The sequence below is a fragment of the Paenibacillus dendritiformis genome, assembly GCF_945605565.1.
GTDB classification, from domain to species: domain Bacteria; phylum Bacillota; class Bacilli; order Paenibacillales; family Paenibacillaceae; genus Paenibacillus_B; species Paenibacillus_B dendritiformis_A.
In genome coordinates, this window is the sequence record NZ_OX216966.1 from 1,068,297 (window position 1) to 1,093,598 (window position 25,302).

The window sequence follows — 25,302 nt, forward strand, 5'->3', positions numbered from 1 at the left end:
CTGCTGGTGTAGCTCAGGGGTAGAGCAACGCACTCGTAATGCGTAGGTCGGGGGTTCAATTCCCTTCACCAGCACCACTTACATGTCGATAACGGCGCGGCTTCCGGGTTCCGGGGGCCGCGCTATTTGTATGCTCATCTACCGAACATCTACCCTTTATCCAGATAAAGCGGCTTTTTCTCCTCAATTTGCTGTCCAGTGATTGAATCTCCGACATTGCGAAGGACAGCAAATAGAGCGTGTATGCAAATGATCGCAAAAAAAGACCTTGAAAGGCACGAAGCCACTCAAGGTCATTTAGACTAAGCATGAATTGATGCCCAATTTTTAAATATTTCCAGTATCTCTCTAAGATTGTTTGGTCCACCGTACCCCTTAAAAGTGTTTTCTTCTACAAAACAATGAATCCAATCGTTGTTGCTACGTTCTATAATTGTTTTTGGATATTCCTTTTCCTCTAGATTAGTTTCATTTAAACTAATTTCTACAGACCAACCGGGGTTATCCAATGTGGCAATTCTTAGACCATAACTATGCTCCCAGTCGTTATCGCAGTTCTGTAAAAACCAATTCTCCAACCAAATTAATATATCCATTTTTAATCACCACTTCATAGGGGTTTCTTTCCCTGATTTTCTAGGTTCTCTAACTCCTCCCGGAGTCTTAGGATCATGGACGTGTGGTTCTTTAATCTTTTGCCCAGTTACTTTGTTAAAATGACCATCGCCTTTGCCAACACCGTCATACCGTTTTACTTGTTCCCACTTATTTGGGCTATTCGTATTAGTTTGTGGTTTATACGTTGAGTAGTTTGTTACATTTCCATTAGAGTCTCGTTTAAATGTAGTGTGTGCTCCAGTTGCAGAGTTATCAGGTTTTAGATTGTTTTTTGCTCTTCCAACATTAGACGCCTGGTTAGAGCCGCCGCCTCCCCCTGTAGGCGCCCTCATCGGAATATTTCTTATTCCCCCGGCTCCGCAATTATGCGTCCATATTTCCAGCTCTGTTACAAAATAATTATGTACTCCCTGGACACGGAAGTTATACACGGTGGTAATACCGTTCTTAATCGCGATACGGTCGATCGGATAGAGGTTGCCTTCTGGATTTTGAAGCAGGTCACCTACCTTAAGGTGTCTTGCCTCAACCCAGCCTTGGCCGGGCACCCAGAACGGATGCTCTTCCGTTGTCGTTATCGTTATTCCTTTGACCGTAATTCGGTACGTCTCGTATGCTTGTCTTTTGAACAATTCAACAACCGTATTATATCCTGTTTTCCCTGTTCGTTCATCCTTCGTCAGGACAAAATCACCGATGCGGATTTCTTCAATAGGCTTGAACCCAGCCTTCGTTTGTACCGGGGTGCCGGCAGAGAAGCAATGTAAATTGCAATTAGCGATGGATTGAGCAGAAGCAAGAGGAAGACTCGTTAATGAAAGGATAAAAAATAGCATCAAAGAAATACTCTTTTTCATGTTTTTCTCCTTTTTTTCAAAAATTTAATCGGATACTGCGTTCCTGATTGGTCACGGAATGCTGTCGTCCATACACTTCATGTCCATTCTCCGGTTGAGATCAAGCAAACGGACAATAATCATTTCTTTCCCCCCTTATCTCGTCAAACAGCGAAATTGTCTGTATATGGTGCTGGATGACGGATGGAATCTGCATTTGTCAAAAAATGACGTTTTTGAGTATAACAAAAATGGTGTTTAATGTATTTAAAGTTTTGTAATAATTACCTGTAGAATTGTATTGTGGAAATGTTGGAGAATTGAAGTGCCGAATGTAGTAAGTATTGTAAGCAAATAAAAGAGCCAGGGAAATAATTCCCGTGGCTCTGATTCGGCTTATATTACTGTGTATCGGAAAAATTTAGTTGCTTTTCAAGACATCAATTAATCTTTTTGTCCAACTAAAGTCTGTTTTCGTAATTGTATTATCTCCGTATACTTTGCCATCTCTATCGATGGCATAGATAAACATTCCTCCCTTAGGGCCATCTTCCGGTTGCCAAGCCGCATATTTGTAAGCTCTGCTTGTTTCAAATGGTTCCAGAGCATCACCCCAGTTTGCGCCTAATTCTTCCTGAAAAGATATTCCCGGAAGAAACTGATCAGGGGAGATTGTATTTTTATAAGTTGCCCATGTAGTATCTAATCTACTAGGGGTTCTGCCATAAGCTTGTAGAAACAAATAATCACAAAATGGGGCTACTTTTTTGAATAGGCTGTGATTGTCTTTGTTTGTATCATAGATAAGCAGTTTGCCGCTATTCGACACTGGCCCTAAACGTTTAGACAGAGCTTCAAAAGTACCAAATGCTTTTGTTTCTTTTTCTTGGGTTAACGTTTCCTCCATATCAATATCTAAGCCATCTAAATTGTAGGGAGTTAAGTATTTATCAATTAAGGATTGCGCGTAATCATCATATTCTTTGGATGTGGGCGTTGTGCCCATACTAGGTACGTTATATAGCTCCCTTATATCTATCGTGCGTATCACTTTGGTTTGACGTTCGTGCAAGGCAGGCACATATGTATCACGAAGCGTGTCCCAAAATAATTGTTCATCTGTACCTGGCTTAACATAGTGGAAGACGGAAACGATATCGACTCCTTCAGGAATATCTGTCATAGCTGTCACATTAGGATCTGGGAGAGTTGAATTTGCATCATGAGGCATGGTTACGTCACGCCATGTTCTATAGTATGCCATCATTACAGGAGCTTTTTGAGCTTCAGTTAACTCGTTTACTAAAGAAGTTGAAGGACTAGCTGTAATAATTGAGCCGCCCATTAAAGATAAAATTAAAACTGTCGACAAGATTAACAACATTGAGGTTTTCTTCATAAAAGATAACTCCCTTCCTTAATGATAATATTTGAGACAATAAGGTAAGCGGTTACATTTCAGAGGAAATTCCGGTTCTCCTTGCTCTAATCACACTCAACCTCAGGTTTGCAACAGCAAAGGATGGAGAGCAGCCATACCATGTGCTTCTTTCGATTTCTGCTCTTATCTGGATTTAATAAGCGATGATGGACTTCGAGATAGTCCTTGGTTTGTGACACCAGCTTGCGCTATACTTCCCCCAAAATTTTAAAACCTCCTCATCTGTTTGAAAAAATCAAGATTGGAAAGAAGCACTTCAATAGCTAGTCAATTACTATGAGTCTTTTATATTATCGTATAGAAACACAAAAAAATTAATAGGCCGAAGAATTTTACGATCAAAAGGCCGTTGATTTTATGTTTGACGACGATGCTCAGGCGGTTGGGATTATGGTTTTAAATCGGCCGTTAGAGCTTATTGAGTGACAATTTCTCATTCAATCCACAAGAGCCGTTGAGGAGAATATTTCACGTCTCTTTTTCTTGTAAGAAAGAGAGTGCAGGGCAAAATGAAAAAGAGAGAGCAGGGAAACTCTGCTCTCTGCCTCTTGACTCGAAAAAGTAAAATCAATTTCGTCTTAAAACATCTGTCGCATCCGCAGCTTGCGTGTTAATCCTCGAACAGGTCATTCATCAGCTCATCGATTTCTTGTTTTCGTTTCTTGGTCTCTTCTTTATCGAGGGTGAACTGATTGCCGTTAATGATCACGACGTCTCCTGCCTCGGCTTCTGCCGGCAGCAAATATTTTGGATACTCAACGGTATGGCCATCCACTTCAATCACGGCCAGATCGCATTCGAATCGGTCGATTATCCCTTTAATCATATGGATTACCTCACTGTCTCGAACTTTATTTTTTTGCCATCGCTGATAGCGGTTATGGTTCCTTGCGTGTCTGTCCGGAATGTTTTCACCTTTGCATTCTTGAGCCTGTCCACCGTTGCTTTCTTGGGATGGCCGTACTTATTGTCCGTTCCCGCGCTAATCACTGCGTAGGTTGGTTGTACGGAGGACAGAAACTTCTGTGACGTCGATGTGTCCGAACCGTGATGGCCTACCTTCAGCACGTCGGCGCGCAGCTTTTTCGGATGCTCCAGCATATCCGCCTCGCTTTTGGCTTCAGCATCACCGGAAAAAAGGAAAGAAGTGTCTTTATACTTCAAGTGTAACACGGCGCTCCATTCGTTTAAATCCTTGCCGTATTCCTTAACGGGGGCGATAAATTCAGCCGTAATGCCTTTAAGCGGGATGGTGACTCCACTCTTGGCCGTCTTGATTCCCAGTTTTTGCTTTTTGACGGCTTTCAAGAAGTCCTCGAAGGTTTGCGTTGTATGGGATACTTTGGGGGCGTAGACGGCTGTGACCTTGAAGGCGTTGATCACATCGTCCAGACCGCCGATATGATCGGCATCCGGATGTGTCGCAATGACCACATCAAGCTGCTTGACGCCAAGATGCTTGAGGTATGCCACGACATCTTGTCCCTTATCATTGTCTCCGCCGTCAATCAGGATATGCTGCCCTTGCGGCGTTCTTATGTATGTGGAATCTCCCTGTCCGACATCCAAATAGTAGACTTGCAGCGTGCCGGCCTTTTGCTTTTGAGGGAGAATCAGTGACGTGCCGGCTTCTTTTTGATTCGATTTCTGCTTATCGGCCTTTCTTATGCTTCCATCCTTGTTATGATAATGGTATTCCCCGTCTTTCAAGCCCCATTGCGCGCAGTTCGTGCGGCAGGTATGGCCGCCGTTCGCATCGGTCTTGCCGGGATGCGCCAGCAGGGCAGGGGAAAATAGTGCGCACAGCAGTGAAAACATCAGCGCTATCGATACGTATGCTTTTCTCATGGTGCCTCCTCTTTCCGATCCTTTTCTCATCGAAGGATTAAGATATATCTATCATATCATCCCTGCGAGAGCAAGATGAGTACAGAAGCGCTTAGAGAAAAAAAAGCATTCCGTGCTCTGCCTTCCTCTGGGCGTGGAACCTGCTGGACGTATAAATTCACGCATGCTAAGATATAAATAGAAGAGGAGCCGTGCGGGAACACGACTCCAGTGCAATGGCCGCTTCAAAGGCGGTGGCTAGTTCAAAGGTCCAGAAATAGATCGCTACCTTTGCCGGGGGCGGTCTATTTCTTTGTGTGCAGGTATATTAGCAGCGTCACCACAAACGTCAATAACGCGAATATCCACAGCCCAAATTGGAACATGATGGATAGTGCTTCATATACGCTCACAGGCATCACCTCCCTTCCGGGAGATTAGCCGACCGCCCATAAAGCCATTCTATTGCCTATTTATTATACTATATTTTTCCTGAGAACTTCCATGTCGATAAACGCAGCTTCCGGTTAACGGGGCTGCATTATTTGTTGCGCGCGGAAATGTGAATACCCTGAGCGAACGGGAGAGCGATCAAAAGGCGGCTGGGACCCACTCTACATCAAGCCGTTCTCAAGCGTGTCACTCGTTCGACGACGAACAGGGGCTGGATTGTCCAGCCCCGTCTCCCGTCTATATTCCGTGCGGCTTCATGCTATTTGGCAGCATGCTCCGCTTTTCTTCTTACCGGAATCCATACTTCGCAGATCGATTCGGTCATCTGTTCGTTCACCCAGTAGTATTTCTCGATGCACGGTCCTTCCACTTGTTCGAAGTTCGTCGAAGGGAACCATTCGGAATAGATGCGCCGCCATACATTCTGAATTTCCAGGCCGCTGTCGGGCTTCTCAGTCAGTGTCTCCCGGCTCTCGAATACCGCGTACGTACGGGCAGGCACGTGAAGAAGGTCGAATTCGGTGGGAGCCTCTACTCCTGCGGGAAGATCGAATCCCATCATATAACGCTTGGTTCCATCCTCTTGAAAATCATAAAGGTAGCCGTAGAGCAGATTGCGAAACGGCCTGCCGACAATCTCATTAATCCTGTCGTGAGTTCCGTCATTCCAGATTTGATCGCCGAACGGGGGAATTTCCTTGAAGGGATCCGCATGTATGACGATGCTTTTGCCGATAACGGTAGACTCCAGCTCTTCTACTAGACGATAGTTCAATTCGCATTCTCCTTTGATCTCGATATGAAAGGAGATTCGTGAGAACGCCTTGAGCTTCACATCCCGCTTTTTGGCACCGGACGGTGTCACGCCATGCAGACGTTGGAACGCCTTCGCGAACGCCTCCGGGCTCTCGTAGCCGTACTTGAGCGCGGCATCGATGACCCTGCAGTCCGTTCCCGCCAGCTCTTCCGCGGCAAGCGTCAGCCGCCGGTTCCGGATATACTCGGTGACTGTGAAGCCGGTCAGGACATGGAACATGCGCTGAAAATGATAGCGGGAGGACAACGCCGCCTGCGCGATATCCTCGATCTCAAGCGTGTCGGTCAGATGCTCCTCGATATAATCGATGGCCTGGCGAAGCAGGTGAAGCGCCTCCATTGAACATCCTCTCCTTTCCCATTCAGTGTAGCGGAGAGGAAACTGTTCTTCCTGTCCTTGCGTGCGCCGATTTGTCTGATGAAGGATATATCGGCGATTATATCGATAATCTGCTGGTTTCGGGGCTTGAACATGTGGAGGGAATTGCTGCTATTTTACAGGAATTTCGGCTCAATGAATCCACATCCCTAGGAATTGCTGCAAATCTACATCATTTTAGGCCCTTTTGCTTCAAGCCGAAGCGAAACGGGTGAAATTCCTGCAGTTTTGCAAGATTCCCTTTCTGGTAAAATCGTCCGTATCGATTTGCTGTATTTCCGCAGGATTTCGTTTACCGAATAGGTGTAGAAATCGTCCAGTTAGCAGATTTCGCTTACCGAATAGGCGTGTCTGGAGAAATCGTGCAGTTTTGCGGATTTCGCACCATAGCGTTTTAAATCGATTTTTTTACTGAGAGACGAGATCCGCCACATAAAAAATGAAGTGCCAAAAAAACCCTTGGACTTTCTCAACAGCCTGAAATCTCCGTGTTTTCCGTGTTTTCTTCGCAATTTTTTTGCAATTTTCCAAAAAGGAAAGCCAAACGCCCTTCTATATGCTCTATATAGGTGAGAGGGAAGGGAGATAAGGATGCCGCATGGATATAGAGAAACTGGTGAGGAAAGCCCAAAAGGGCAACGATAAAGCATTCCTGATGCTGTATCAGCAGCATGAGGCAGAGATTTACCGGACCGCCTATATGTACTTGAAGAACAAGCAGGACGCGCTCGATGTCGTTCAGGAGACGGCCTATCAGTCCTTCAAATCGATCGGGAGCTTGCGAGAGCCGCAATATTTCAAAACATGGATCCTCAAAATTGCGATCCACCGCGCCATTTACATGCTCAAGCAGCGCAATAAAGTGATTCCGTTCCCCCCGGAGTTCGCGGAACAAATCGGCAGCTCCAGCGAGGATGACATTCCCCTCTCTTTAACGCTGCAGAATCTGCTCGATGAACTGGATACTCATGAGAAAAGCGTCATCATGCTGAAATACTACCAGGGGTATACGTTCAATGCGATCGCTGAAATATTGGAGATGCCGTTAGGCTCGGCCAAGACGATATTGTACCGGGGCTTAAGCAAGCTGCGAAAAAGCGTAAAGAGAGGTGAAATCTCGTGAGTCGTCATCAACGCATTGTAGATGAAATGGAGAAGATCGAACTGCCAGAAGAGCTGCATCAATACAGCAAGCTGGGAACCGCCCGCGCCAAGGGGGAGCTTGGCCGTTGGAGCCGCACCCGTAAAGGGGTAAAGGCGGCTGCTGCCACCGTTGCAGCCCTGCTGTTAGCCGCAGCGGTCGGCGCGGCGACGTCGCCTACATTTGCGGAGGTGTTGAAGTCCTGGTTCTCGCTGCAGAAGGCGGACGGCGGCTTGAAGCAAGCGGCCGACGACGGCTATGCCGAAACGGTGAATAAGCAAGTCACCGATCAAGGGATTACGCTTCGGGTGAAGGAAGCGATTCACGATGTCTTTCGCATCTCGATTCTGTTCGGGCTGGAACAGGACGGCAGGCCGCTGAACTCCGATCTGCTGTTCGAGACGTTCATTCCGGACGGCACCGATGACGACCCGTACGTGAACCGATATGAGATTGTCGATGACGAGGGGAAGGTGCTGCCGCTGTCTCTGCAGCTGCTTACATCCGGGAATGACCGGATATTGACGCTGGGGCTGGACGACCTCGTTCCCGGACATGAAGTTCAGTCCCTGTCTGATCTGCCCGATCGGATTACGGTCCGCTTCGATATCAATCAGATCGGCAAAACCCGCGGGAAATGGCATCTCGAGGTGCCGATCGATCTGTCCGCGGCGAAGGCGTCGTCCGCTCTCGTTCCGCTTAACCAGCGCTACATCTCGCCGCTTGGCTTCAGCATCGACTTCAAGCAGCTGCGGCATAGTCCGAGCAAGTCGGAATTGCTGCTGCAGGTCGACGAGACGCAGGCCTGGAGAAGCGCGAAGAAGAGCGATCCGATGTTCCGGTATGAGATTAAGGATGGCGACGGGAATATCGTCGCGGCCATGGACGGGCTGCGGCGCGGAGAGCTGGACTTGGGGAGCAGGAATGTGCTCAAGCGCTTCCTGAATGCCCAGGGGAGCACCGGGCATATGAACTATCGGCATGCCTTCCTTCCTTTCCATGATGCGAAGGATATGACGCTGGAATTGACCGCGATCTATATGGAGGAACGGGCGGACAAGGAGCTGATTATCGGGCTTGAACCGGAGGCGCTTCGGAAGGAGCCGCTTGTGAAGGAGGTGAAAGGGAAGAAAGTTACGTTCAAAATGCGGGCCAAGGAAGACGAAGCTCCGGAACAGATGAAGGATGGACGCAGCGTCTTTGCAGGCAAGGGATGGGTGCTTGAGGTCGATCAAGAGCTCGGCTCAGATACGCTTGATCTGCAATGGCGCATGGAGGACGGGCAAGGGAAGCCGGTACAGGCACAAAGCGTGACCGAGCTAGAGCAGGATGAGTCGGGGAATTACCGCAACCGCACGATGTTCTTCTTCGAGGGCCAGACGCCGGTGCCTGACCGCATCACCCTGCATGTGGACAGATGGACGAAGAAGATACCTGTGAGCTGGAGCATTCCGCTTGTTCCGTCGTCTGAGAAGCTTCTGCCGCTGGACGAAGTTCCGATATACGAGATGACCGTTGACGAATTGAAGCCTGACATGGTGCAAAAAGCGGAGCAGGCGCTCCGGGAGCTCGCTCCGGGCAGGACGGCGGAGCTGTACGGCGTCACGGAATATTCGGATCGTTGGTTCCTCTACGCGAAGGATAACAGCAGAAGCGTCGTGATTGTGGAGAAGGCGACGATGGAGCCGATCGCTGTACAACGCGCCATTGCCTATGGCGAACTGGACGAGAAGCTGAGGAAGACCGTGGAAGACACCTTGCGCCAGCTCAGCCCGGATCAGCCGATCGTGTTTGAGGAAGCGGCGCGAGAGAAGTCCGAGGTGAATAACCGTTGGGTGCTTCACAACGAGCACGCCGACATCATTATCGATGCGCTAACGGGCAAGCTGATGGAAGCTTCGCTAAGCTATGAGCCAGGGCGATTCGATGCCGAGGCGAAGGCCGTTGCGGACAAAGCGTACTCTTCTTTTGCGCAAGGAAGAGCATTGGAAATGACTCATATGGTTCAGAGAATGACGCCGACGCGTCATGTATGGGAGTTCTACCGGGATATGAGCCTATTGGCGACCGTCGACGTGAAGACGAACCAGGTGCGATCGGTCGAACAGAGCTTCAAAAATGACCATCCTGGCGATGACAAAGCGGCCGGCAAAAAGTATGCCGAACCGCACTATACTGCAGAGCAAGCCATAGCGAAGGCAAGTTCGGCCGCGAAGGAAGTGTTCGGCATCGATCTGGAAGGATATGAAGTGAGCGTCCGGTTGAACGAATATACGTTCACGCGCCAAGGCGGCACGACAGTGAGAGGGACCGTGAATGCCAAGGGCGAGTTCTGGAAGCTGGAGCGGATCCCGGAAGAGGGAAATCAACAATCATGATGGTTATAAGATAAAGGAGGACTTTTTCCATGAAAATGAATAAATTACTCGCGGTAACACTGGCATGCAGTCTATTCGCAGCAACCCCTGTCTTCGCTGCGCAAGCCGCTGTGAACAACGAAGGACCGCAGACGGTTCAGTTCGCGGATATGGATCGCAAACTTGCCGAAGCGGCGGAAAAAGCCATTGAGCAATACGGCAACGGAAAAGCATTTGAACTGGAAGAAGCGCTAAAGGGCGAACAATTTGTAGACGAGAAAACAAAAAGAGGGATATGGTATATCTCGGCCAAGGATCGGAGCGCCGTGGTATCGCTTGATGCGGTGTCCGGCGAAGTGCTGACGGTGTCGCTTACTTATGATATGGACGAATTAACGGGAGATTACGAGGCGAAGCTGAAGTCTGCGCAGGCGGCTGTCAAGCAATTGAACGGCAAGGGAGAGCTTTCCTTTGTGCGCGCACACTTTTTTAAGGACAATGAAAAAGGGAAAGAAAGTGAGACGCTGTCCTTCCAGAGCGAAGACGGACAGTTCATCGCCATCGATATGAAGACAGGCAAGCCGGGGAATTATATTTTGAAACATAAAGCGGCGGATGTCGATTCCAACATCATCGCAGCGGCCGAACAGGCGGTCAAGAGCATGGGCGTGGCCAAGGCGCAGCCATTTACCGAGATTGAGCACCGCCGAGTAGACGGCGCTGCGGCCGGTGAAGTCTGGGAGCTGAAGCGGACCGTCGACGTGAACGGCGATAAGAGTAAAATGAAATCATTCATGACCGATGGGCAAGGCAGAGCGTTCGTCGTGAAAGAGTCGGTCATTATTGAAGCAAAGACAGGCAAGCCAGTGTCTGTAACGATCCCGTCGAACGAAGCTGGCAAGAAGACGAAGACGCTGACCAAGGAGGAAAGCATCAAGCTGATGAAGCCAGTGGCGAAAAAGTTGTTCGACGTAGACTTATCCTCTTATACCTTGAAGATCGATAAAGACTGGGGAGATTATAAGTTCAGCAGCAAAGGCAAAGAGACGATCGTTGCCAAAATCAATCAAGCCGGCGAACTCATTCGCATCGAGCGCAAAGTCAAGAAATAAAAGAGACGATGTTAAGTGTAAAAAACTGCCTTCTGGCCCCATTGGGACCAAGAAGGCAGTTGCTGCGGCTACAGATCAATGAGCATCTGAAAATCATATAAATACACTTCCGGCGAGATGGCATCCTTCACCTTCGGAATGCGCAGCTCCTGCTGCAAGGAACCGTCCGCCAAGCGGTACTGCTCCACCTTATGTGCTTGAAGAGCGGCATCATAGCGGAACAGGTAGTAATGATTCCCCCGCGCATACCCCATCTCCTGGTTCCGATCGAAAGTCGGCTTGAAGCCGGCGAGGGAATACGTCTGTCCGGCCGTGCGCGTGTCCAGCGCGAAGGGGAAGACGGTTCCATAGCCATCCACGTAGTACAACTTTCCCTCTGCCATGCCGAGGCTATTCGCGCTGAGCGAGAAATAGCGATTATCCAACTCTTCTCCATACGTATGCAGCGGATAGACGTTGGCCGTATGCGAAGCGGTATCGATCTCCATCAGCTGCAGCTTGACGCGATTGTCCGGGTTGCGCGTGGAAAAGACAGCATACAGCTTCTCTTGAACAGATACGATGTCAGTCTGTACGATCAGAGACCCGGTATCGATGTCCAGCAGCGGGTATTTGGCAGAAATCAGCTGGTCATGCCGAAGCACTATGGCGACCAGGCTCAGCCCTTGAAGCGACGCGTGATCGGAGGTTAAGGCGTATACCGCGTGCCCGTCGCTGCCCTGGGCTTCGACGAAGTCGCGGATTTCCCGGCAATAGTGATGGTTGCTGTCTCCCCACCGCAGGATGGATACGTAATCGTCATTCGGAGCGACGCCTTGATTGAACAAGGAATAATATTGCTTGCTGCCAGTCAGATAGCCTGACATTTGCCGATATCCGGCGCTTACCGCACAGGGGGAGGCGTAGGAAGCGGACTTCGCCTCGTTCGTTTGCACCTCGATCCCGTGTTTGCGCTGGATGACCAGACTGCCCTGAGCGGGAAGCTTGACCGGAGAACCCCATTCCAAGCCTTCTCCAAGGATGGTCTGGATGGATCCTTCTCGGTTAATACGAACAAGATAGGATGTCCCCTTATTGTAGTACTCCTTCGGCAGTGAGGTGGAATAATAGATAAGGGCGATGGTATCGTCGAGCCGTATATCGATCGGAGATGAGGGCAGAGAAGCTGGGTGGCTGCATGAGAGCAACGTACTGGAGAGGATGAGCAGGCAGAGCAGCAGAGACATCCGCTTAACGATTCCTGGCGGCTTCGTATGGTTGGATATCATAGTGGAGCGGGCTTATTCAATAACTTTTCAAGGTGAGGAACATAGGGGAATCTCGAATATCGACCGGATAGACGCCCAGGCCGCCATCCTTATCGATATCGATCTTCGCTTTTTCTTTGAAGGCGCACCATACGAGCTTGGAACAGTTCTTATCCCCGATGCACGAAGTCGCGCGATTCGTGGCGAAATTGTAGGAGTAGCTCTCGCCGATGCGTCCGTGCGACCAGTCGGCGGCTTGCTCCCTTGCGGAAGCGCTTGCATATTGCGACTTCGGAGTCAAGATTTTAGAGCCTGCATCGACGCGCTTGTCGATGAGCTTCACCTTGCGCACGCCTGAGCCGGGTACGGATTCCACGATGTAATCGGGGGTGTAGTAGATGCCGACATGTCCGTGCGGGATGCCGGCTGTCGAGGCCGTTTCGAAGAAGACATTGCCTTTGCTGCTGGACGCAAGCTGATAGGCGCCGTCGCCTTTGCCGCCAAGCACCGCTATTTTGTTTTGCGGTTCGGGCATCTTCGTGTGCAACTCGTCGTACATTTGGCTGGCGATGACATCAGGCGGAAGCTTGGTGACTTGGGAAGCGTATTCAATTTCGGATACGAGCTGCTCCTTGGTGACATGCGGATACACGTCCAGAATACGCTCCAGGACATCGCCGTCCTTCCCGCGGGCGCCAACCGTTGCAGGTACGATCAGCACGAGCACGAGAATGGCAAGCACAACCTTTTTCATTACAATCCCTCCTAGCATGTAAAGTATACTTTCAAGGATAGTATATAGGCGATGTGGAAAAATATTCAAAAAATTTACTTATTTATATGGCATACGCCGGCTTTACTGCTTCAGCCACTGATCGATCTGGCTGCGAGCTTGACTTGCCCAAGCTAGTTCCAAGTGATTGAGCGGCAGCGTGACATTGCCCGTGACGCGGCCAATCCCTTGTACGGATGCCGCGCTTTGCACGAATACGACGCCATCGCTTGGTCCCGTATGCTCGTTATGCATGTTCGGGATATCGTTCTGATTGCCGGATAACAGATACGTTGAGATGCTGGCTGGAATGCCGGCCCCCAAGATGGCATCGACCAACGATCCTTGCTGCATGGCGGCATCGATCCCGTCTCCTGCGGTGAAGAAGCCTTGCCCGCCATAGTAGGTCGTATACCAGTCCTGTTCGTTGGCAGGAAGCGGGTGGACATTGGCCCATTTGGCCAGCATTTGCTTCTGTCCGGGGAAGAAATCGCCCGTCGTCGTTCGGTAAATGGAGAGCTCGGGGTGATTGCGCCATACGCCGTAGCACATCATGCGCGTATGAGGCGAAGGGGCGTTCGCGCTGCCGCCGCATTCGGGGATAATGCCGTAATTGAACGTCCAGCCGTGCCGGAATATAAGATCCGTGCCCTTATTCGGATTGGCGATCAGAATCAGCTTGCGGATATCTCCCGCATAGGCAGTGCCGCCCGGCTTGCGAATGGATGACGCGTACATGCGGGAGGCGAACGCGCCTTTGCTCCAGCCGATGACATCGACCTTGCTCTCGCCGGTCACATTTTTCATGATCTGAATGGCATCGTGAATAAGCTCTGCAGCATAATAGTTGTCCCCGTGCTTATGTCCGAAATTAATGGCGAATACTTTATATCCTTGGCTAACGAGGAACTGCATAAGTCCCGTGTTCGGGCAGGAGGAAGCCCCGCATGTATTCGGACCGAACTCGTTCGGATTGGCCCAGGCCCGATCCGCATTATCATTGGCTCCATGAACAAGAAGGACCGGGGTTGGGATCGGATTGGTCTGATACTGCGGCGCATAGTAGAGGAGAAACCGGCTGGAGCGCGGCTGCTTCACGCCGTCGAAGAAGAGAAGACGCTGGCCAATCTGATCCCCCCGTCCATCCTCAGGATAATGTTCTGGTACGAACATCGGGTTGTTGTCTTGCCAGCGCTCCACTTTGCTCCATCCATTGGCGATCTCGGTATACGTGTGTTCCAGCATGAGAGTGGTTCCTGAGGCTTCGCCAGCTTGTGCGGATTCGACGGTTGCCAGAATGGTACAGACTAACAGCGCCATGATGCTAATGGCAGACATCCATCGCTTCGTCATGACATCCTCCCTTTCATTAGCTGCAATCACGCAGCGTGTATTGGTAATGAGCGCCTCGCGGCACATCACGGTCACGATACAGGAAGGCGGTTACAAAGGAGTTGCTTATGAAAGGTATGGTATAATATGGATTCGAGCGAGGAGATGAGTGGCTGTACCGGCCTGCATAGGAGGAATAATCGTGAAGAAGACTATGATTTGGAAAAGGATTCAAGGAGATGGAATGGAATATTGCACTCATTCCTTTGGAACCGCAACTAGAATAGAAGGGAAAGTCATCTCTGCCGAACCGGGCGATCGTTCATTCGTGGAATATACAGTGAGTTGTGATTCGGATGGATGCACCAGGGAAGTAACTGTTCGTTATGAGGAACCGCACCAGACTAGAACGTTGCGGCTGCAGCGCGATGATCAGGATCATTGGACCGTGAATGGGGAGCCTAGAGACGATCTGTCCGGGCTGAAGGACATCGATATCGGCGTTACCCCGTCCACGAACGTGCTTCCCATTCGGAGAATGAAGCTGGCCGTAGGGGAGTCCGCTGCGGTTACGGCGGTATGGATCTGCTGTCCCCAACTAACGGTCCAGCCCTTGAAGCAATCCTATGAACGCTTGGAAGACAATGCGTACTTATACCGATCGATCGCAAGCGGCTACACGGCACGGCTTGAAGTGGATGATAACGGAATGATCCTTGCCTACGAGGATCAATGGGCATGCCGATAACCAAATTGATCAAGCAGGATATTTTTATCTTGACCCTATGTATCCTTTTCCATTAACATAGAAAATATAAAGGGGAGTAGCTGTTCAATAAAGTCGTCATTACGAGGATAACACCTCCGGCTTTGTTGGCAACGATGATTGCTAGCGAGACCTTTACCATGACGGTAAAGGTCTTTATTTATGGCCTTTACCGTGATCGGTAAAGGCCATTTTTGTTTTTTAAGGGGTGTTGCCCGGGATTGTTCATAATTGTGAGCCATTAAAGAAAGGATATATATGACATTCGAGATAGGAGAGGGTACTATGGATTTCTTAACAGCAGACTTCTGGTCTGCGCTTATGGCCATTGTCATTATCGATCTGGTGCTGGCGGGAGACAATGCGATTGTCATTGGGCTGTCGGCGAGGAACTTGCCGAAGGAGCATCAGAAAAAAGTTATTTTTTGGGGGACGTTCGGGGCGATTGCCATTCGTTCGCTGCTTACGCTTGCCGTCGTATGGTTGTTGAAAATTCCGGGTCTGCTGCTGCTCGGCGGGGCGATGCTTATCTGGATAGCGTATAAGCTGCTCGTTGAAGAGAAGAAGCATGACGTGGCTTCGGCAGCCAGCATCTGGGCGGCCATTAAGACAATCATTATCGCGGACACGGTCATGGGTCTCGATAATGTGCTCGCCGTAGCCGGCGCGGCTCATGGCGATTTCATTCTTGTCGTGATGGGACTGCTGATTAGCGTGCCGATTGTCGTATGGGGAAGCACTTTGATTTTGAAGTGGGTGGAGCGATTCCCCATCATTATCTATATTGGATCCGGGGTGCTTGCCTGGACGGCGGGTAAAATGATCACCGATGAACCGTTAGTGAAGGGCTTTTTCACGGAAAATCCGGTATTGAAGTGGGGACTCATCATTGTGATCATCGCCGGCGTGCTGGTAATGGGCAGAATGAAGAAGCAGAAGCAAGTGAAGCAAGCCGCTTAATAACCAGGCCGCTTCCTGTGGCCATACCATTAGAGAGAAAACATCACATCTTTTTGGCGGAGCACCTCAGGGTGCTTTTTTATTATACGCAATTCACCCTGCCTAGGTGAACATTGTTCATTGATGTACTATAATATACATATGAATAAAATGGAACTTAGTTTCATTGGATGGAACAGATTGAAGGATGGATTGAAGTATCTTATTTTGACGAGGGAGAGTGAATGGAATGGACAGTAAAGAACGATTTTCAAGCCGAGTCGACGCCTATGTGAAGTATCGGCCCAGTTATCCGGCGGAAGCGATCTCGTATTTGTATGACACGGCAGGCTTCCGTCCGGAAGACGAGATTGCAGATATTGGGGCGGGGACGGGAATCTTTTCGAAGCTGCTGCTTGCACGCGGGAGCCGCGTCATTGCGATTGAACCGAACCAACCGATGCGGGAAGCGGCAGTCCAAGAGCTTGGCCATCATGCGCATTATCGCGCGGCATCCGGGGCTGCGGAAGCGACGGGGCTGCCAGACAGCTCCGTCGATCATATCGTCTGCGCACAATCGTTCCATTGGTTCGATCGCGGCGCCGCACAGCTGGAATTTCGCCGCATATTGAAGCCGGGCGGCAAGGCCGTGCTGATCTGGAACTCGCGCTTGCAGGAGGGGACCCCATTTCTGGAGGAATACGAGCAGTTGCTGCTTGCGTATGGTACGGATTATGAGAAGGTAAGACATAAAAATATTTCCAAGGAAGACCTGTCCTCCTTCTTCCAGCCAGGGAAGCTCCGGGATGCCCGGTTTTCGATGCGGCAGCTGCTCAATCTGGAAGAGCTGGGCGGACGGCTGCAGTCCTCTTCGTATGCGCCTCAGGCAGGCCATCCGAATTATGAGCCGATGATGGCTGAATTGAAGAAAATATTTGAACGGAACCAACAGAACGGGGTCGTATCCTTTGATTACGAGACCGAAGTATTTTGGGGAGAAGTATAAGATGAAGTGCAGGTATAAGGAGCAAGCCGCTCCGCATATGTTTTGCTAATGAGAGAGAGGGGAAAGCCCCTCTCTTTTTTACAGCCTGGATGATGCTGTATATTGACACATTCCAAAGATATGATAAAATCAGTATCACTTATAAAACTCATTGAATTACTCGGTTTAAATCCGGGAGGAGGCGTCATTGGACTGATGTTGATTACGGGGTTGCTATGCGGGGCGCTGCTTGGGTTCGTTATGCAGCGTGGGCGATTTTGTCTGACCGGCGGTTTCCGGGATATGTACCTGACGAAGGACAACCGGATGTTCTACGCGCTGCTCATTGCCATCACAGTGCAGAGCATTGGCGTGTTTGCGCTGATTCAACTGGGCTTGGTCGAGTTTTCCGCCGGTTCGTTCCAATGGCTGGCGACGGTGGTCGGTTCGTTTTTGTTCGGTATCGGGATTATTTTGGCCGGGGGCTGTGCCACCGGGACGTGGTATCGGGCCGGAGAGGGCCTGATCGGAAGCTGGATCGCCCTGTTCGGATATATGGCGATGAGCGCAATTATGAAGTCGGGCGCGCTGCTGCCTGTCAACAGTAGTCTCAAAGCATACAATGCGCCGACGAACTCCATTCCGGACACATTCGGCCTGTCGGTGTGGCCTTTCATCCTCATCCTGGCGCTGCTTACGCTATGGCTGGTCGTCAGACAGCTGCGCAAGCCTGCCGTGGCGATTCCGTCCTTGCCGGCGAAGCGCACAGGGCTCAACCATATTTTGTTCGAGAAGCGGTGGCATCCCTTCGTTACGGCGGTGCTCGTCGGCCTGATAGCGATTCTGGCCTGGCCGCTTAGCGAAGCGACGGGAAGAATGTCCGGCCTTGGCATTACGACGCCATCTGCGAACGTGCTTCAGTATTTGGTGACGGGAGACAGCGAGAAGTATGTGAACTGGGGCGTCTTCCTGGTGCTTGGCATATTGGCAGGCTCCTTCCTCGCTGCCAAGGGGAGCCGTGAATTCCGCTTCCGGGCGCCTGACGCCAAGACGGCGTTATCCAGCTTCGGCGGCGGCCTGCTGATGGGGTTCGGAGCGAGCTGGGCCGGGGGATGCTCGATTGGCAACGGCCTGGTCATGACCGCCATGATGACTTGGCAAGGATGGACTTCGCTTCTCTTTATCCTATTGGGAACGTGGACCGCATCGTACTTCGTCTATGTTCGCCCGCGTGCGAAGGCGCGCAAAAATCAAACTGTATCTTATCAGACAACGACGGCGTAAGCCGAGATCGTAAGGAGGAAGAATGATATGGGGAAAAAACTGTCTGTACTCGGCATGGTATGTCCGTTTCCTTTGATTGAGGCCAAAGAAGCGATCGAAACGATAGATAGCGGCGATGAACTGGTTATCGAATTCGATTGCACCCAGGCAACCGAGAGCATTCCGCGCTGGGCTGCCGAGGCGGGCCACCGCGTCACCCAGTTCGAGCAGATCGATGATGCATCCTGGACGATTACCGTGCAGAAGAAATAAAGTGCATATCATCTTCACGAAGGAAATGCCGTTGCGGCATTTCCTTTTTTGTCGCGTTCGGGCGGCGGCATGGCTTCCAGGACGATGGGCAAAATAAAAGAAGCCGAAGCGCAGCGTATGCAGAGAGTGCACATGAAGTGCAACATGTTCTCCGAAAAATCTATGTCGGTTATCATTTGTCCATATTATACTTATGTTAGCAAAGTTGAAGGAGATGAACATACGATGTCAGCTATACGTATCGGTATTGTAGGTTACGGCAACCTTGGAAGAGGAGTCGAGAAGTCGATTCGGCAAAATCCGGACATGGAGCTTGTCGCTGTGTTTACCCGCAGAGATCCGGGCGCGGTACAAGCGAGCGTTCCGGTTGTATCATTGCAAGAAGTGGAATCTTATACAGATAAAGTCGATGTCATGATCTTGTGCGGCGGCTCGGCTACGGATCTTCCGGAGCAGGGGCCTGAATTGGCACGCCTGTTCCATACGGTGGACAGCTTCGACACGCATGCCCGCATTCCGGAGTACTTCGAAGCCGTTAACGGTGCGGCACAAGCGTCGGGACATGTGTCCGTCATCTCCACGGGATGGGATCCAGGCTTGTTCTCCCTGAACCGCCTGCTGTTCGAAGCGGTGCTTCCGCAAGGCGCGGAATATACCTTCTGGGGACGCGGCGTCAGCCAAGGCCACTCGGATGCGATTCGCCGCGTGGAAGGCGTCAAAAACGGGGTGCAGTACACCATTCCTTCCGAGGAAGCGGTAGCTGCTGTCCGCAGCGGGGATCAGCCGCAGCTGTCGACGCGCGATAAGCATCTGCGCGAGTGCTTCGTCGTGGCCGAGGAAGGCGCGGACAAGGCCCGCATCGAAGCGGAAATCAAAAACATGCCGAACTACTTCTCCGACTATGAAACGATTGTGAACTTCATCAGCGAAGAGGAACTGAAGACGAATCACTCGGCGATGCCTCACGGCGGCTACGTGCTGCGCAGCGGCGTGACTGGCGAAGGCACGACGCAATTGATGGAATTCAGCTTGAAGCTGGGCAGCAATCCGGAGTTCACGGCGAGTGTGCTCGTCGCCTACGCACGGGCGGCACACAAGCTGGCGGCACGCGGAGAAGCCGGCGCACGCACCGTATTCGACATTCCGTTCGGCCTTCTGTCGCCGAAATCGCCTGAACAGCTCCGCAAGGAAATGCTGTAGGATCGAGCGCCATTTTCGATGAACATCAACGCAAGCCCTCGCCGGCTTGCGTTTTTTGTCGTGTCCCTATGATGTCCCCTTCCAAGCCCTTATGCTCAATATCCCCTTGGTTCAGGGCGTTAGTCCGTCTCATATCCCTTTATTCCGCTATGCTATGGAAGTGAGAAGCTCTGCTGCATATCCCCTTGTTTTTCTATGGGCCGCTTAGGCCACTTCGGGCCCTGCTGGAGGCCGCTGCGGGCTGCTTCGGCTCGTCTTCTCTGAGTGGATGGGATAACGACCAAAAGACGATAAATACCTGAGAGAATGGGATAGCGGAAAAAAGGACTCTGCCTACCTGAGATTGGGATAGCGGACAAAGAGCTCTGTCCACCTGACGGAACGGGATAGAGGACATAAGGGGGCAAAAAGAAAGACGCCCATCTCCTGCCCCAAAATAGCGGAGAAAGGCGCCTTACAACGATGCCGTTCACTTATCCCAATGCTTCTTCAGAAATTCGTCACGGCCGGATTGAGCGCGGTCGGCCGCGTAATGCTCAGGATCTTTGCGGTAATAGTCCTGGTGATAGTCCTCAGCCGGATAGAACGGGCCGGCATCGAGAATGGGCGTGACGATAGGCCGGTCGAACCGCCCGCTCGCCGCCAGTTCCGCGCGGGAAGCTTCGGCCAGACGGCGCTGCTCTTCGGTATGGACGAAGATGGCGGTCATATAGGATTGACCGCGGTCCTGGAACTGTCCGCCGTCATCGGTCGGATCGATCTGCGCCCAATACAGCTCGAGCAGCCGGCTATACGGGATGATAGCCGGATCGAATGTGATCTGGACGGCTTCGAGATGTCCGGTCGTCTGGGATTTGACCTGCTCGTAGGTCGGGTGCGGAACATGGCCGCCGGTATAGCCGGACAGGACGGCATGCACGCCATCCCATTGATCGAAGGGCTTCACCATGCACCAGAAGCAGCCGCCGGCGAAGGTGGCCAATTGGGACCCGTCCTGCCGCGGCGTATCGTGTTGGGAAGCAGAGGCATCTGCAGCGTATGTTGACATGTCGTTTCCCCTTTTTCACAGAGTGGTAGATGGTTGAGATGAGCACGTGACGGCGCAAGCGCCGCCGCCATCCCGCGTCTTCTGTTCACAGTGTAACCTGAAGCGGACAGGCTGCCAAGGGGGAACGAGGGAGCGGCAGGCTCTCCGTCAATACTCCAGATGCTCCTTGTCGTCGATCCGCTTGCGGAATACATAATAGCTCCAGATCTGATACCCCAATACGAACGGAAGAATCGTCAGGGAGACATAGGTCATCACTTTCAGCGAATAGGCGCCGGACGCGGCATTGAATACCGTCAGATGAAAATCAGGGCTGAGCGAGCTGATCATCACCCGCGGGAACAAGCCGATGAACACGCTGCTCATGGACAAAATGATGACCGCCCCCGTCATGACGAACGCCCAGCCGTCCCGCTGCCGCTTGATGAACCGGCCTGCCATGACGAGCGCCGCCCCGGCCAGAAGCGGCAGGGCGATCCATTGCGGTCCATGCACAGTATAAATGTCGGTGCTGACATAGGTCATGACGGCGAACATGAGCAAGAAGGCGGCGATGGCAGGCCCCAGGTCGCGCGCCGCCTTCCGGGCCCGGTCCCGCAGCTCGCCGGTGGTTCGCAGCGTAATGAAGACGAGGCCGTGCAGCATGCACAGCAGGACCGTGGCCGCCCCGCCGGTGAGCGCATAGCCGTTCAGCAGGTCGAAGAGGCTGCCGAGCATTTCCTTGTTGCCGTCGATCGGAACGCCGCGAATCAGGTTCGCGAATACGACGCCGAGCAAGAAGGGCGGGAGCAGGCTGCCGATGAAAATCGCGGCGTCCCATGCTTTTTTCCATGCGCCATGGTCCATCTTGCCCCGGAATTCAAAGGCGACGCCGCGGGCAATCAGCGCGAGCAGCAGCACGACGAACGGGATGTAGAAGCCGCTGAATAACGTGGCGTACCATTCCGGAAAAGCGGCGAACATGGCGCCGCCGGCCGTAATCAGCCATACTTCATTCGCATCCCAATACGGTCCGATCGTGTTGATAAGGATGCGGCGCTCCCGGTCAGTCCGGCCGAGGAAACGCGCCGTGATGCCGACGCCGAAATCAAAGCCTTCCAGGAAGAAAAAACCGACAAACAGCACGGCCACGAGAATAAACCAAAATTCATTTAGCGATAGCATGTGCATCCTCCTTCCCGAACGGATCGTAGGTGCGGGACAGTTCGTCCGGCTTCTCATCCCCGTCCTTGCGAATGACCTTCACAAACAGACACGCGTCGATAATGGCCAGAACCGCATACATGGTGGTAAAGGCAATCAGCGAAAAGAGAAGTTCGCCCGCGGTCACGGTAGGCGAAATTGCGTCTTCGGTGCGCATGACGCCGAAGACGACCCACGGCTGGCGCCCCATCTCCGCCATGAGCCATCCGGTTGAATTGGCCAGGAACGGAAAGGCGATCGCGCCGACCATCAGTTTCAAGAACCAAGGCCGCTGCTCCAGCTTCCGTGTGCGGGCCAGCACCCAGCCGTAGATGGCGATCAGACACATCAGGCCGCCGGCGAATACCATCGTGCGGAAGCTCCAGAAGGTCATTTTGACCGAAGGAATGTAATTCCCGGGCCCGTATTTTTCCTCGTATTGCGCTTGGATCTGGTTCATCCCTTCCACGCTGCCGCTCAGCTTGTTGTGCGCCAGAATGCTCAGCATATACGGGACTTGCAGATTGAATGATGTTTCTTGCTTCTCCGTATCGATGCGTGCGAACAGCGTGAACGGCGCCGGATCCTCGCTTGTGTCCCATAAGGCTTCGGCGGCGGCCATCTTCATCGGCTGCGACTTGATTATATGCTGGGCTTGCTCATGGCCGATGAAGGCAACGAGCAGGGCCGAGATCAGGCCCACCATAATCGAGACGCGGAACGATAGCCGGAACATCTCGGGATTGTGCCGCTTCAGCAGCTTCCATGCGCTGACGCCGGCCATGAAGAACGCGCCGGTAGCGAGGGCGGCGAATAACGTATGCGGAAATTGCAGCCATAGCTGCGGATTGCGGATGATCGCCCAGAAATCGCTCATCTCCGCTCTTCCGTTCTGGAATACGTAACCGACCGGGGCATGCATGAAGGAGTTGGCCGTCAATATCCAGAAGGCCGACAGCATCGTGCCGATCGAGACGAGCCAGATGCATGCCAGATGGACGCGCTTCGACAAGCGATCCCAGCCGAACACCCATAGGCCGATAAACGTTGATTCCATAAAAAAGGCGAGCAAGCCCTCGATCGCCAGCGAAGGGCCGAACACATCGCCGACGAAGCGGGAATAATTCGACCAGTTCATCCCGAACTGGAACTCCTGCAGAATGCCGGTGACGACACCGACCGCGAAATTGATCAGAAATAATTTGCTCCAAAACTGGGCGGACTGCTTATAAATGTCCTTGCCTGTCCTGACGTAGAACGTCTCCAATACGGCGATTAAGAATGCCAGGCCAATCGTCATCGGGACGAAAATGTAGTGGAATAGCGTCGTCGATGCAAATTGGATCCGTGCGAGAATGACCTGATCCATAACGGCCTCCTTTAGCTGAATCATGTTCTGGTTGATAGATGGCCTGCCAGGTGCCCACGTCTTGTGAATGAGTTCACGTAAAAGATGGCACTTGTAGCGCTGGCCGTACGCGGCGCAGCGCGACGTTCAGGGAGCGGTGCCCCTTATGTTCGGTGCGTGGTCTGGACGTTAACTGTTCGACCGCGCCGGAAGACGGGCGATGGCCAGGCGATCGCTTATGCCTGATCATAGTCCAGACGGTGCTGCGTGTCGCCATCCACTTTTACAGAGCGGAGTCATCCATGTTCAACACACTGCCACATAGTTGACAACGTTTCGATGAAATCGGCCTGCGCTGGGGAAATAGACAAGATGGTATACTTATATTGTGTGATAAAAATCACATACAAAGCACAACAAGAGGTGGATCACGATGTGGCAACCGGATCGTTCCAGCAAGCAGCCGTTATATCAGCAGATTGCCGCATATATAGAACAGAGAATAAGCTATGGGGAATTCCCGCCGGGAAGTCTTCTCCCTTCGGAGCGCAAATTCGCCGAGCAAATCAACGTCAACCGGAGCACCGTCGTGCAAGCCTATGAGGAATTGCGCGCTTCCGGAATGATCGAAAGCATGGTCGGGAGCGGAACGCGGGTAAGCAAATCGAGATGGGGCGCCGCTCCGAAGGACATGCCGGACTGGCTTCAATATGTGGATGGGGGCGCGGCCATGCACCCGCACCAATCTTGCTTGCGGCTTATCCGTCAAGAACTGGATTCGGGACGTCCGCTCATCGACTTCGCCAGCGGCGAGCTGTCCCCGGATTTATCGCCCAATGAGGCCATCCGGCAGTTGCTGAGCGAGCATGCGCTGCATGAAGATCTGGGCTATGACCATCCGCAAGGCTACGTGCCGCTGCGGCAGGCGCTGGCCTCGTATTTGAAGCAGTACCGCGGCATTCGGGCCACGGAATCCTCGATCCTGGTCACTTCGGGATCGCATCAGTCGCTTTATTTGATTACGAAGCGTCTGCTCAGTCCGGGCGATGCCGTTGCGATCGAAGACCCGTCTTATTACTATTCGCTCCCGATGTTCCATACGGCGGGCCTGCGGTTGTTCCGCCTGCCCGTAGATGAGAAGGGCGTCTGTCCCGAAGGGATCCTGTCGCTGCACCGGGAGCATCAGATACGGATGATTTTTGTGAATCCGAATTATCACAATCCGACCGGCCGCGTGCTTGATCCGGCGCGCCGGGAACGGCTGCTGGAGATTTGCGGGCATCTGGGGATTCCCATCGTCGAGGACGATCCGTTCAGCTTGACCTCGTTCACGGGCAACCCGCCGCCTTCGCTTAAATCGAACGATGCCGGCAGCACCGTGCTGTATATCGGATCGCTTTCCAAAATCGTCGCTTCGGGCTTGCGCATCGGCTGGATGGTGGCTCCCCAATCCGTGGTGAGCCGGCTGACGGACGAGAAGCAGCAGATGGATTTCGGCCTGAGCGTGCTCCCGCAGCGCATTGCGGCGCAATTGCTGGCCTCGGCCCATTTTGAAGGGCATTTGCTGCGGTTGCGGAAGGAGCTGTCGCACAAGCGGAATCTGCTGCTTGACGCCCTGCATCGCGAGCTGCCCGGCGAGCTGTCCTACACGCTGCCGCAAGGCGGCCTGCATCTGTGGTGCAGGATGAGGCGGCCCGTCGACGATGACAGACTGCTGGAGGAGGGCCTACGGCGGGGAGTCGTCTTCGTTCCGGGGAGCGTCTACGGATCGGAGCCGGGCTATGTCCGGTTCACGTTCGCGCGCCCGCAGCCCGGCCAGATCGGCCGCGGCATCGCATTATTCGCGGAAGCGCTGCGGGCCGCAGGAAGATAAATGAGGATAAGCTTATGATTTCATGCGAGAACGAACAAAAAGAGCGTGCTCGTCCGGCCGGGCCGGGAGCACGCTCTTCTATTGTGGGCGCAAA

General features: G+C 52.2%; 23 protein-coding genes and 1 tRNA gene. 11 read left to right on the top strand and 13 right to left on the bottom strand.

Going from position 1 to position 25,302, the window contains the following annotated elements:
• The first annotated feature begins 2 nt into the window (after positions 1-2).
• Positions 3-77, top strand: a tRNA-Thr gene (locus NNL35_RS04735).
• A gap of 225 nt (positions 78-302) precedes the next feature.
• Here NNL35_RS04735 and NNL35_RS04740 read toward each other — a convergent pair.
• The 7 genes from NNL35_RS04740 to NNL35_RS04770 all read right to left on the bottom strand — a co-directional run bounded on the left by NNL35_RS04740 (position 303) and on the right by NNL35_RS04770 (position 6,331).
• On the bottom strand, positions 303-596 hold the full coding sequence (locus NNL35_RS04740; RefSeq protein WP_006678383.1) for an immunity 53 family protein: 294 nt from the start codon (positions 594-596) through the stop codon (positions 303-305).
• A 6-nt stretch (positions 597-602) separates the two neighbouring features.
• Entirely contained in the window at positions 603-1,475 is an 873-nt protein-coding gene (locus NNL35_RS04745) for a polymorphic toxin-type HINT domain-containing protein (protein WP_006678382.1), read from the bottom strand.
• 400 nt (positions 1,476-1,875) lie between these two features.
• The gene (locus NNL35_RS04750) at positions 1,876-2,853 is read right to left on the bottom strand and encodes an endo-beta-N-acetylglucosaminidase family protein (RefSeq protein ID WP_006678381.1); all 978 of its coding nucleotides are present in this window, start codon (positions 2,851-2,853) and stop codon (positions 1,876-1,878) included.
• 652 nt (positions 2,854-3,505) lie between these two features.
• On the bottom strand, positions 3,506-3,721 hold the full coding sequence (locus NNL35_RS04755; RefSeq protein ID WP_006678380.1) for a DUF3006 domain-containing protein: 216 nt from the start codon (positions 3,719-3,721) through the stop codon (positions 3,506-3,508).
• A gap of 5 nt (positions 3,722-3,726) precedes the next feature.
• A complete protein-coding gene (locus NNL35_RS04760) occupies positions 3,727-4,743 on the bottom strand; it encodes an MBL fold metallo-hydrolase (protein ID WP_006678379.1) in 1,017 nt (338 codons plus the stop codon).
• A gap of 284 nt (positions 4,744-5,027) precedes the next feature.
• Entirely contained in the window at positions 5,028-5,141 is a 114-nt protein-coding gene (locus NNL35_RS04765) for a putative holin-like toxin (RefSeq protein ID WP_338111431.1), read from the bottom strand.
• A gap of 293 nt (positions 5,142-5,434) precedes the next feature.
• On the bottom strand, positions 5,435-6,331 hold the full coding sequence (locus NNL35_RS04770) for an AraC family transcriptional regulator (protein ID WP_006678378.1): 897 nt from the start codon (positions 6,329-6,331) through the stop codon (positions 5,435-5,437).
• A 655-nt stretch (positions 6,332-6,986) separates the two neighbouring features.
• On the opposite strand from NNL35_RS04770, the gene NNL35_RS04775 reads away from it, so the two are divergent.
• From NNL35_RS04775 to NNL35_RS04785, 3 genes are read left to right on the top strand one after another with little or no spacing between them, the layout of a single operon-like run.
• Positions 6,987-7,493, top strand: coding sequence for a sigma-70 family RNA polymerase sigma factor (locus NNL35_RS04775; protein WP_254552989.1), 507 nt, complete (start codon positions 6,987-6,989; stop codon positions 7,491-7,493).
• Complete coding sequence (locus NNL35_RS04780; RefSeq protein ID WP_006677703.1) at positions 7,490-9,889, top strand: DUF4179 domain-containing protein; 2,400 nt, start codon at positions 7,490-7,492, stop codon at positions 9,887-9,889. Before NNL35_RS04775 ends, NNL35_RS04780 begins: the two co-directional genes overlap by 4 nt.
• Before the next feature lie 29 nt (positions 9,890-9,918).
• Positions 9,919-10,980: a hypothetical protein gene (locus NNL35_RS04785; protein WP_006677704.1), complete on the top strand. Its 1,062-nt coding sequence runs from the start codon at positions 9,919-9,921 to the stop codon at positions 10,978-10,980.
• Between the two features lie 68 nt (positions 10,981-11,048).
• Here NNL35_RS04785 and NNL35_RS04790 read toward each other — a convergent pair whose 3' ends face one another.
• From NNL35_RS04790 to NNL35_RS04800, 3 genes are all read right to left on the bottom strand, one after another.
• Entirely contained in the window at positions 11,049-12,248 is a 1,200-nt protein-coding gene (locus NNL35_RS04790; RefSeq protein ID WP_006677705.1) for a hypothetical protein, read from the bottom strand.
• A 16-nt stretch (positions 12,249-12,264) separates the two neighbouring features.
• Complete coding sequence (locus NNL35_RS04795; RefSeq protein ID WP_006677706.1) at positions 12,265-12,981, bottom strand: YiiX/YebB-like N1pC/P60 family cysteine hydrolase; 717 nt, start codon at positions 12,979-12,981, stop codon at positions 12,265-12,267.
• A gap of 102 nt (positions 12,982-13,083) precedes the next feature.
• Positions 13,084-14,352: an esterase/lipase family protein gene (locus NNL35_RS04800; RefSeq protein ID WP_006677707.1), complete on the bottom strand. Its 1,269-nt coding sequence runs from the start codon at positions 14,350-14,352 to the stop codon at positions 13,084-13,086.
• A gap of 181 nt (positions 14,353-14,533) precedes the next feature.
• Between NNL35_RS04800 and NNL35_RS04805 the strand changes: the two genes are divergently transcribed.
• From NNL35_RS04805 to NNL35_RS04830, 6 genes are all read left to right on the top strand, one after another.
• A complete protein-coding gene (locus NNL35_RS04805) occupies positions 14,534-15,079 on the top strand; it encodes a putative glycolipid-binding domain-containing protein (protein ID WP_238535371.1) in 546 nt (181 codons plus the stop codon).
• A 303-nt stretch (positions 15,080-15,382) separates the two neighbouring features.
• Positions 15,383-16,057 carry a TerC family protein gene (locus NNL35_RS04810; protein WP_006677709.1) on the top strand — a complete coding sequence of 225 codons (675 nt, stop codon included), beginning with the start codon at positions 15,383-15,385 and terminating at the stop codon, positions 16,055-16,057.
• Between the two features lie 229 nt (positions 16,058-16,286).
• A complete protein-coding gene (locus tag NNL35_RS04815; RefSeq protein WP_006677710.1) occupies positions 16,287-17,042 on the top strand; it encodes a class I SAM-dependent methyltransferase in 756 nt (251 codons plus the stop codon).
• Between the two features lie 195 nt (positions 17,043-17,237).
• On the top strand, positions 17,238-18,305 hold the full coding sequence (locus NNL35_RS04820) for a YeeE/YedE family protein (RefSeq protein ID WP_006677711.1): 1,068 nt from the start codon (positions 17,238-17,240) through the stop codon (positions 18,303-18,305).
• Positions 18,306-18,332: 27 nt separating this feature from the next.
• A complete protein-coding gene (locus NNL35_RS04825; RefSeq protein WP_006677712.1) occupies positions 18,333-18,557 on the top strand; it encodes a sulfurtransferase TusA family protein in 225 nt (74 codons plus the stop codon).
• 225 nt (positions 18,558-18,782) lie between these two features.
• Complete coding sequence (locus NNL35_RS04830) at positions 18,783-19,757, top strand: diaminopimelate dehydrogenase (RefSeq protein WP_006677713.1); 975 nt, start codon at positions 18,783-18,785, stop codon at positions 19,755-19,757.
• 469 nt (positions 19,758-20,226) lie between these two features.
• Here the strand turns inward: NNL35_RS04830 and msrA are convergent, their stop codons facing one another.
• From msrA to NNL35_RS04845, 3 genes are all read right to left on the bottom strand, one after another.
• Positions 20,227-20,805, bottom strand: coding sequence for a peptide-methionine (S)-S-oxide reductase MsrA (msrA, locus tag NNL35_RS04835; RefSeq protein ID WP_006677714.1), 579 nt, complete (start codon positions 20,803-20,805; stop codon positions 20,227-20,229).
• 147 nt (positions 20,806-20,952) lie between these two features.
• Complete coding sequence (gene cydB / locus NNL35_RS04840) at positions 20,953-21,969, bottom strand: cytochrome d ubiquinol oxidase subunit II (protein ID WP_006677715.1); 1,017 nt, start codon at positions 21,967-21,969, stop codon at positions 20,953-20,955.
• On the bottom strand, positions 21,953-23,356 hold the full coding sequence (locus NNL35_RS04845; protein WP_006677716.1) for a cytochrome ubiquinol oxidase subunit I: 1,404 nt from the start codon (positions 23,354-23,356) through the stop codon (positions 21,953-21,955). Before NNL35_RS04845 ends, cydB begins: the two co-directional genes overlap by 17 nt.
• A 412-nt stretch (positions 23,357-23,768) precedes the next feature.
• Between NNL35_RS04845 and pdxR the strand changes: the two genes are divergently transcribed.
• Positions 23,769-25,208 carry a MocR-like pyridoxine biosynthesis transcription factor PdxR gene (gene pdxR / locus NNL35_RS04850; RefSeq protein WP_006677717.1) on the top strand — a complete coding sequence of 480 codons (1,440 nt, stop codon included), beginning with the start codon at positions 23,769-23,771 and terminating at the stop codon, positions 25,206-25,208.
• The last annotated feature ends 94 nt before the right edge of the window (positions 25,209-25,302 follow it).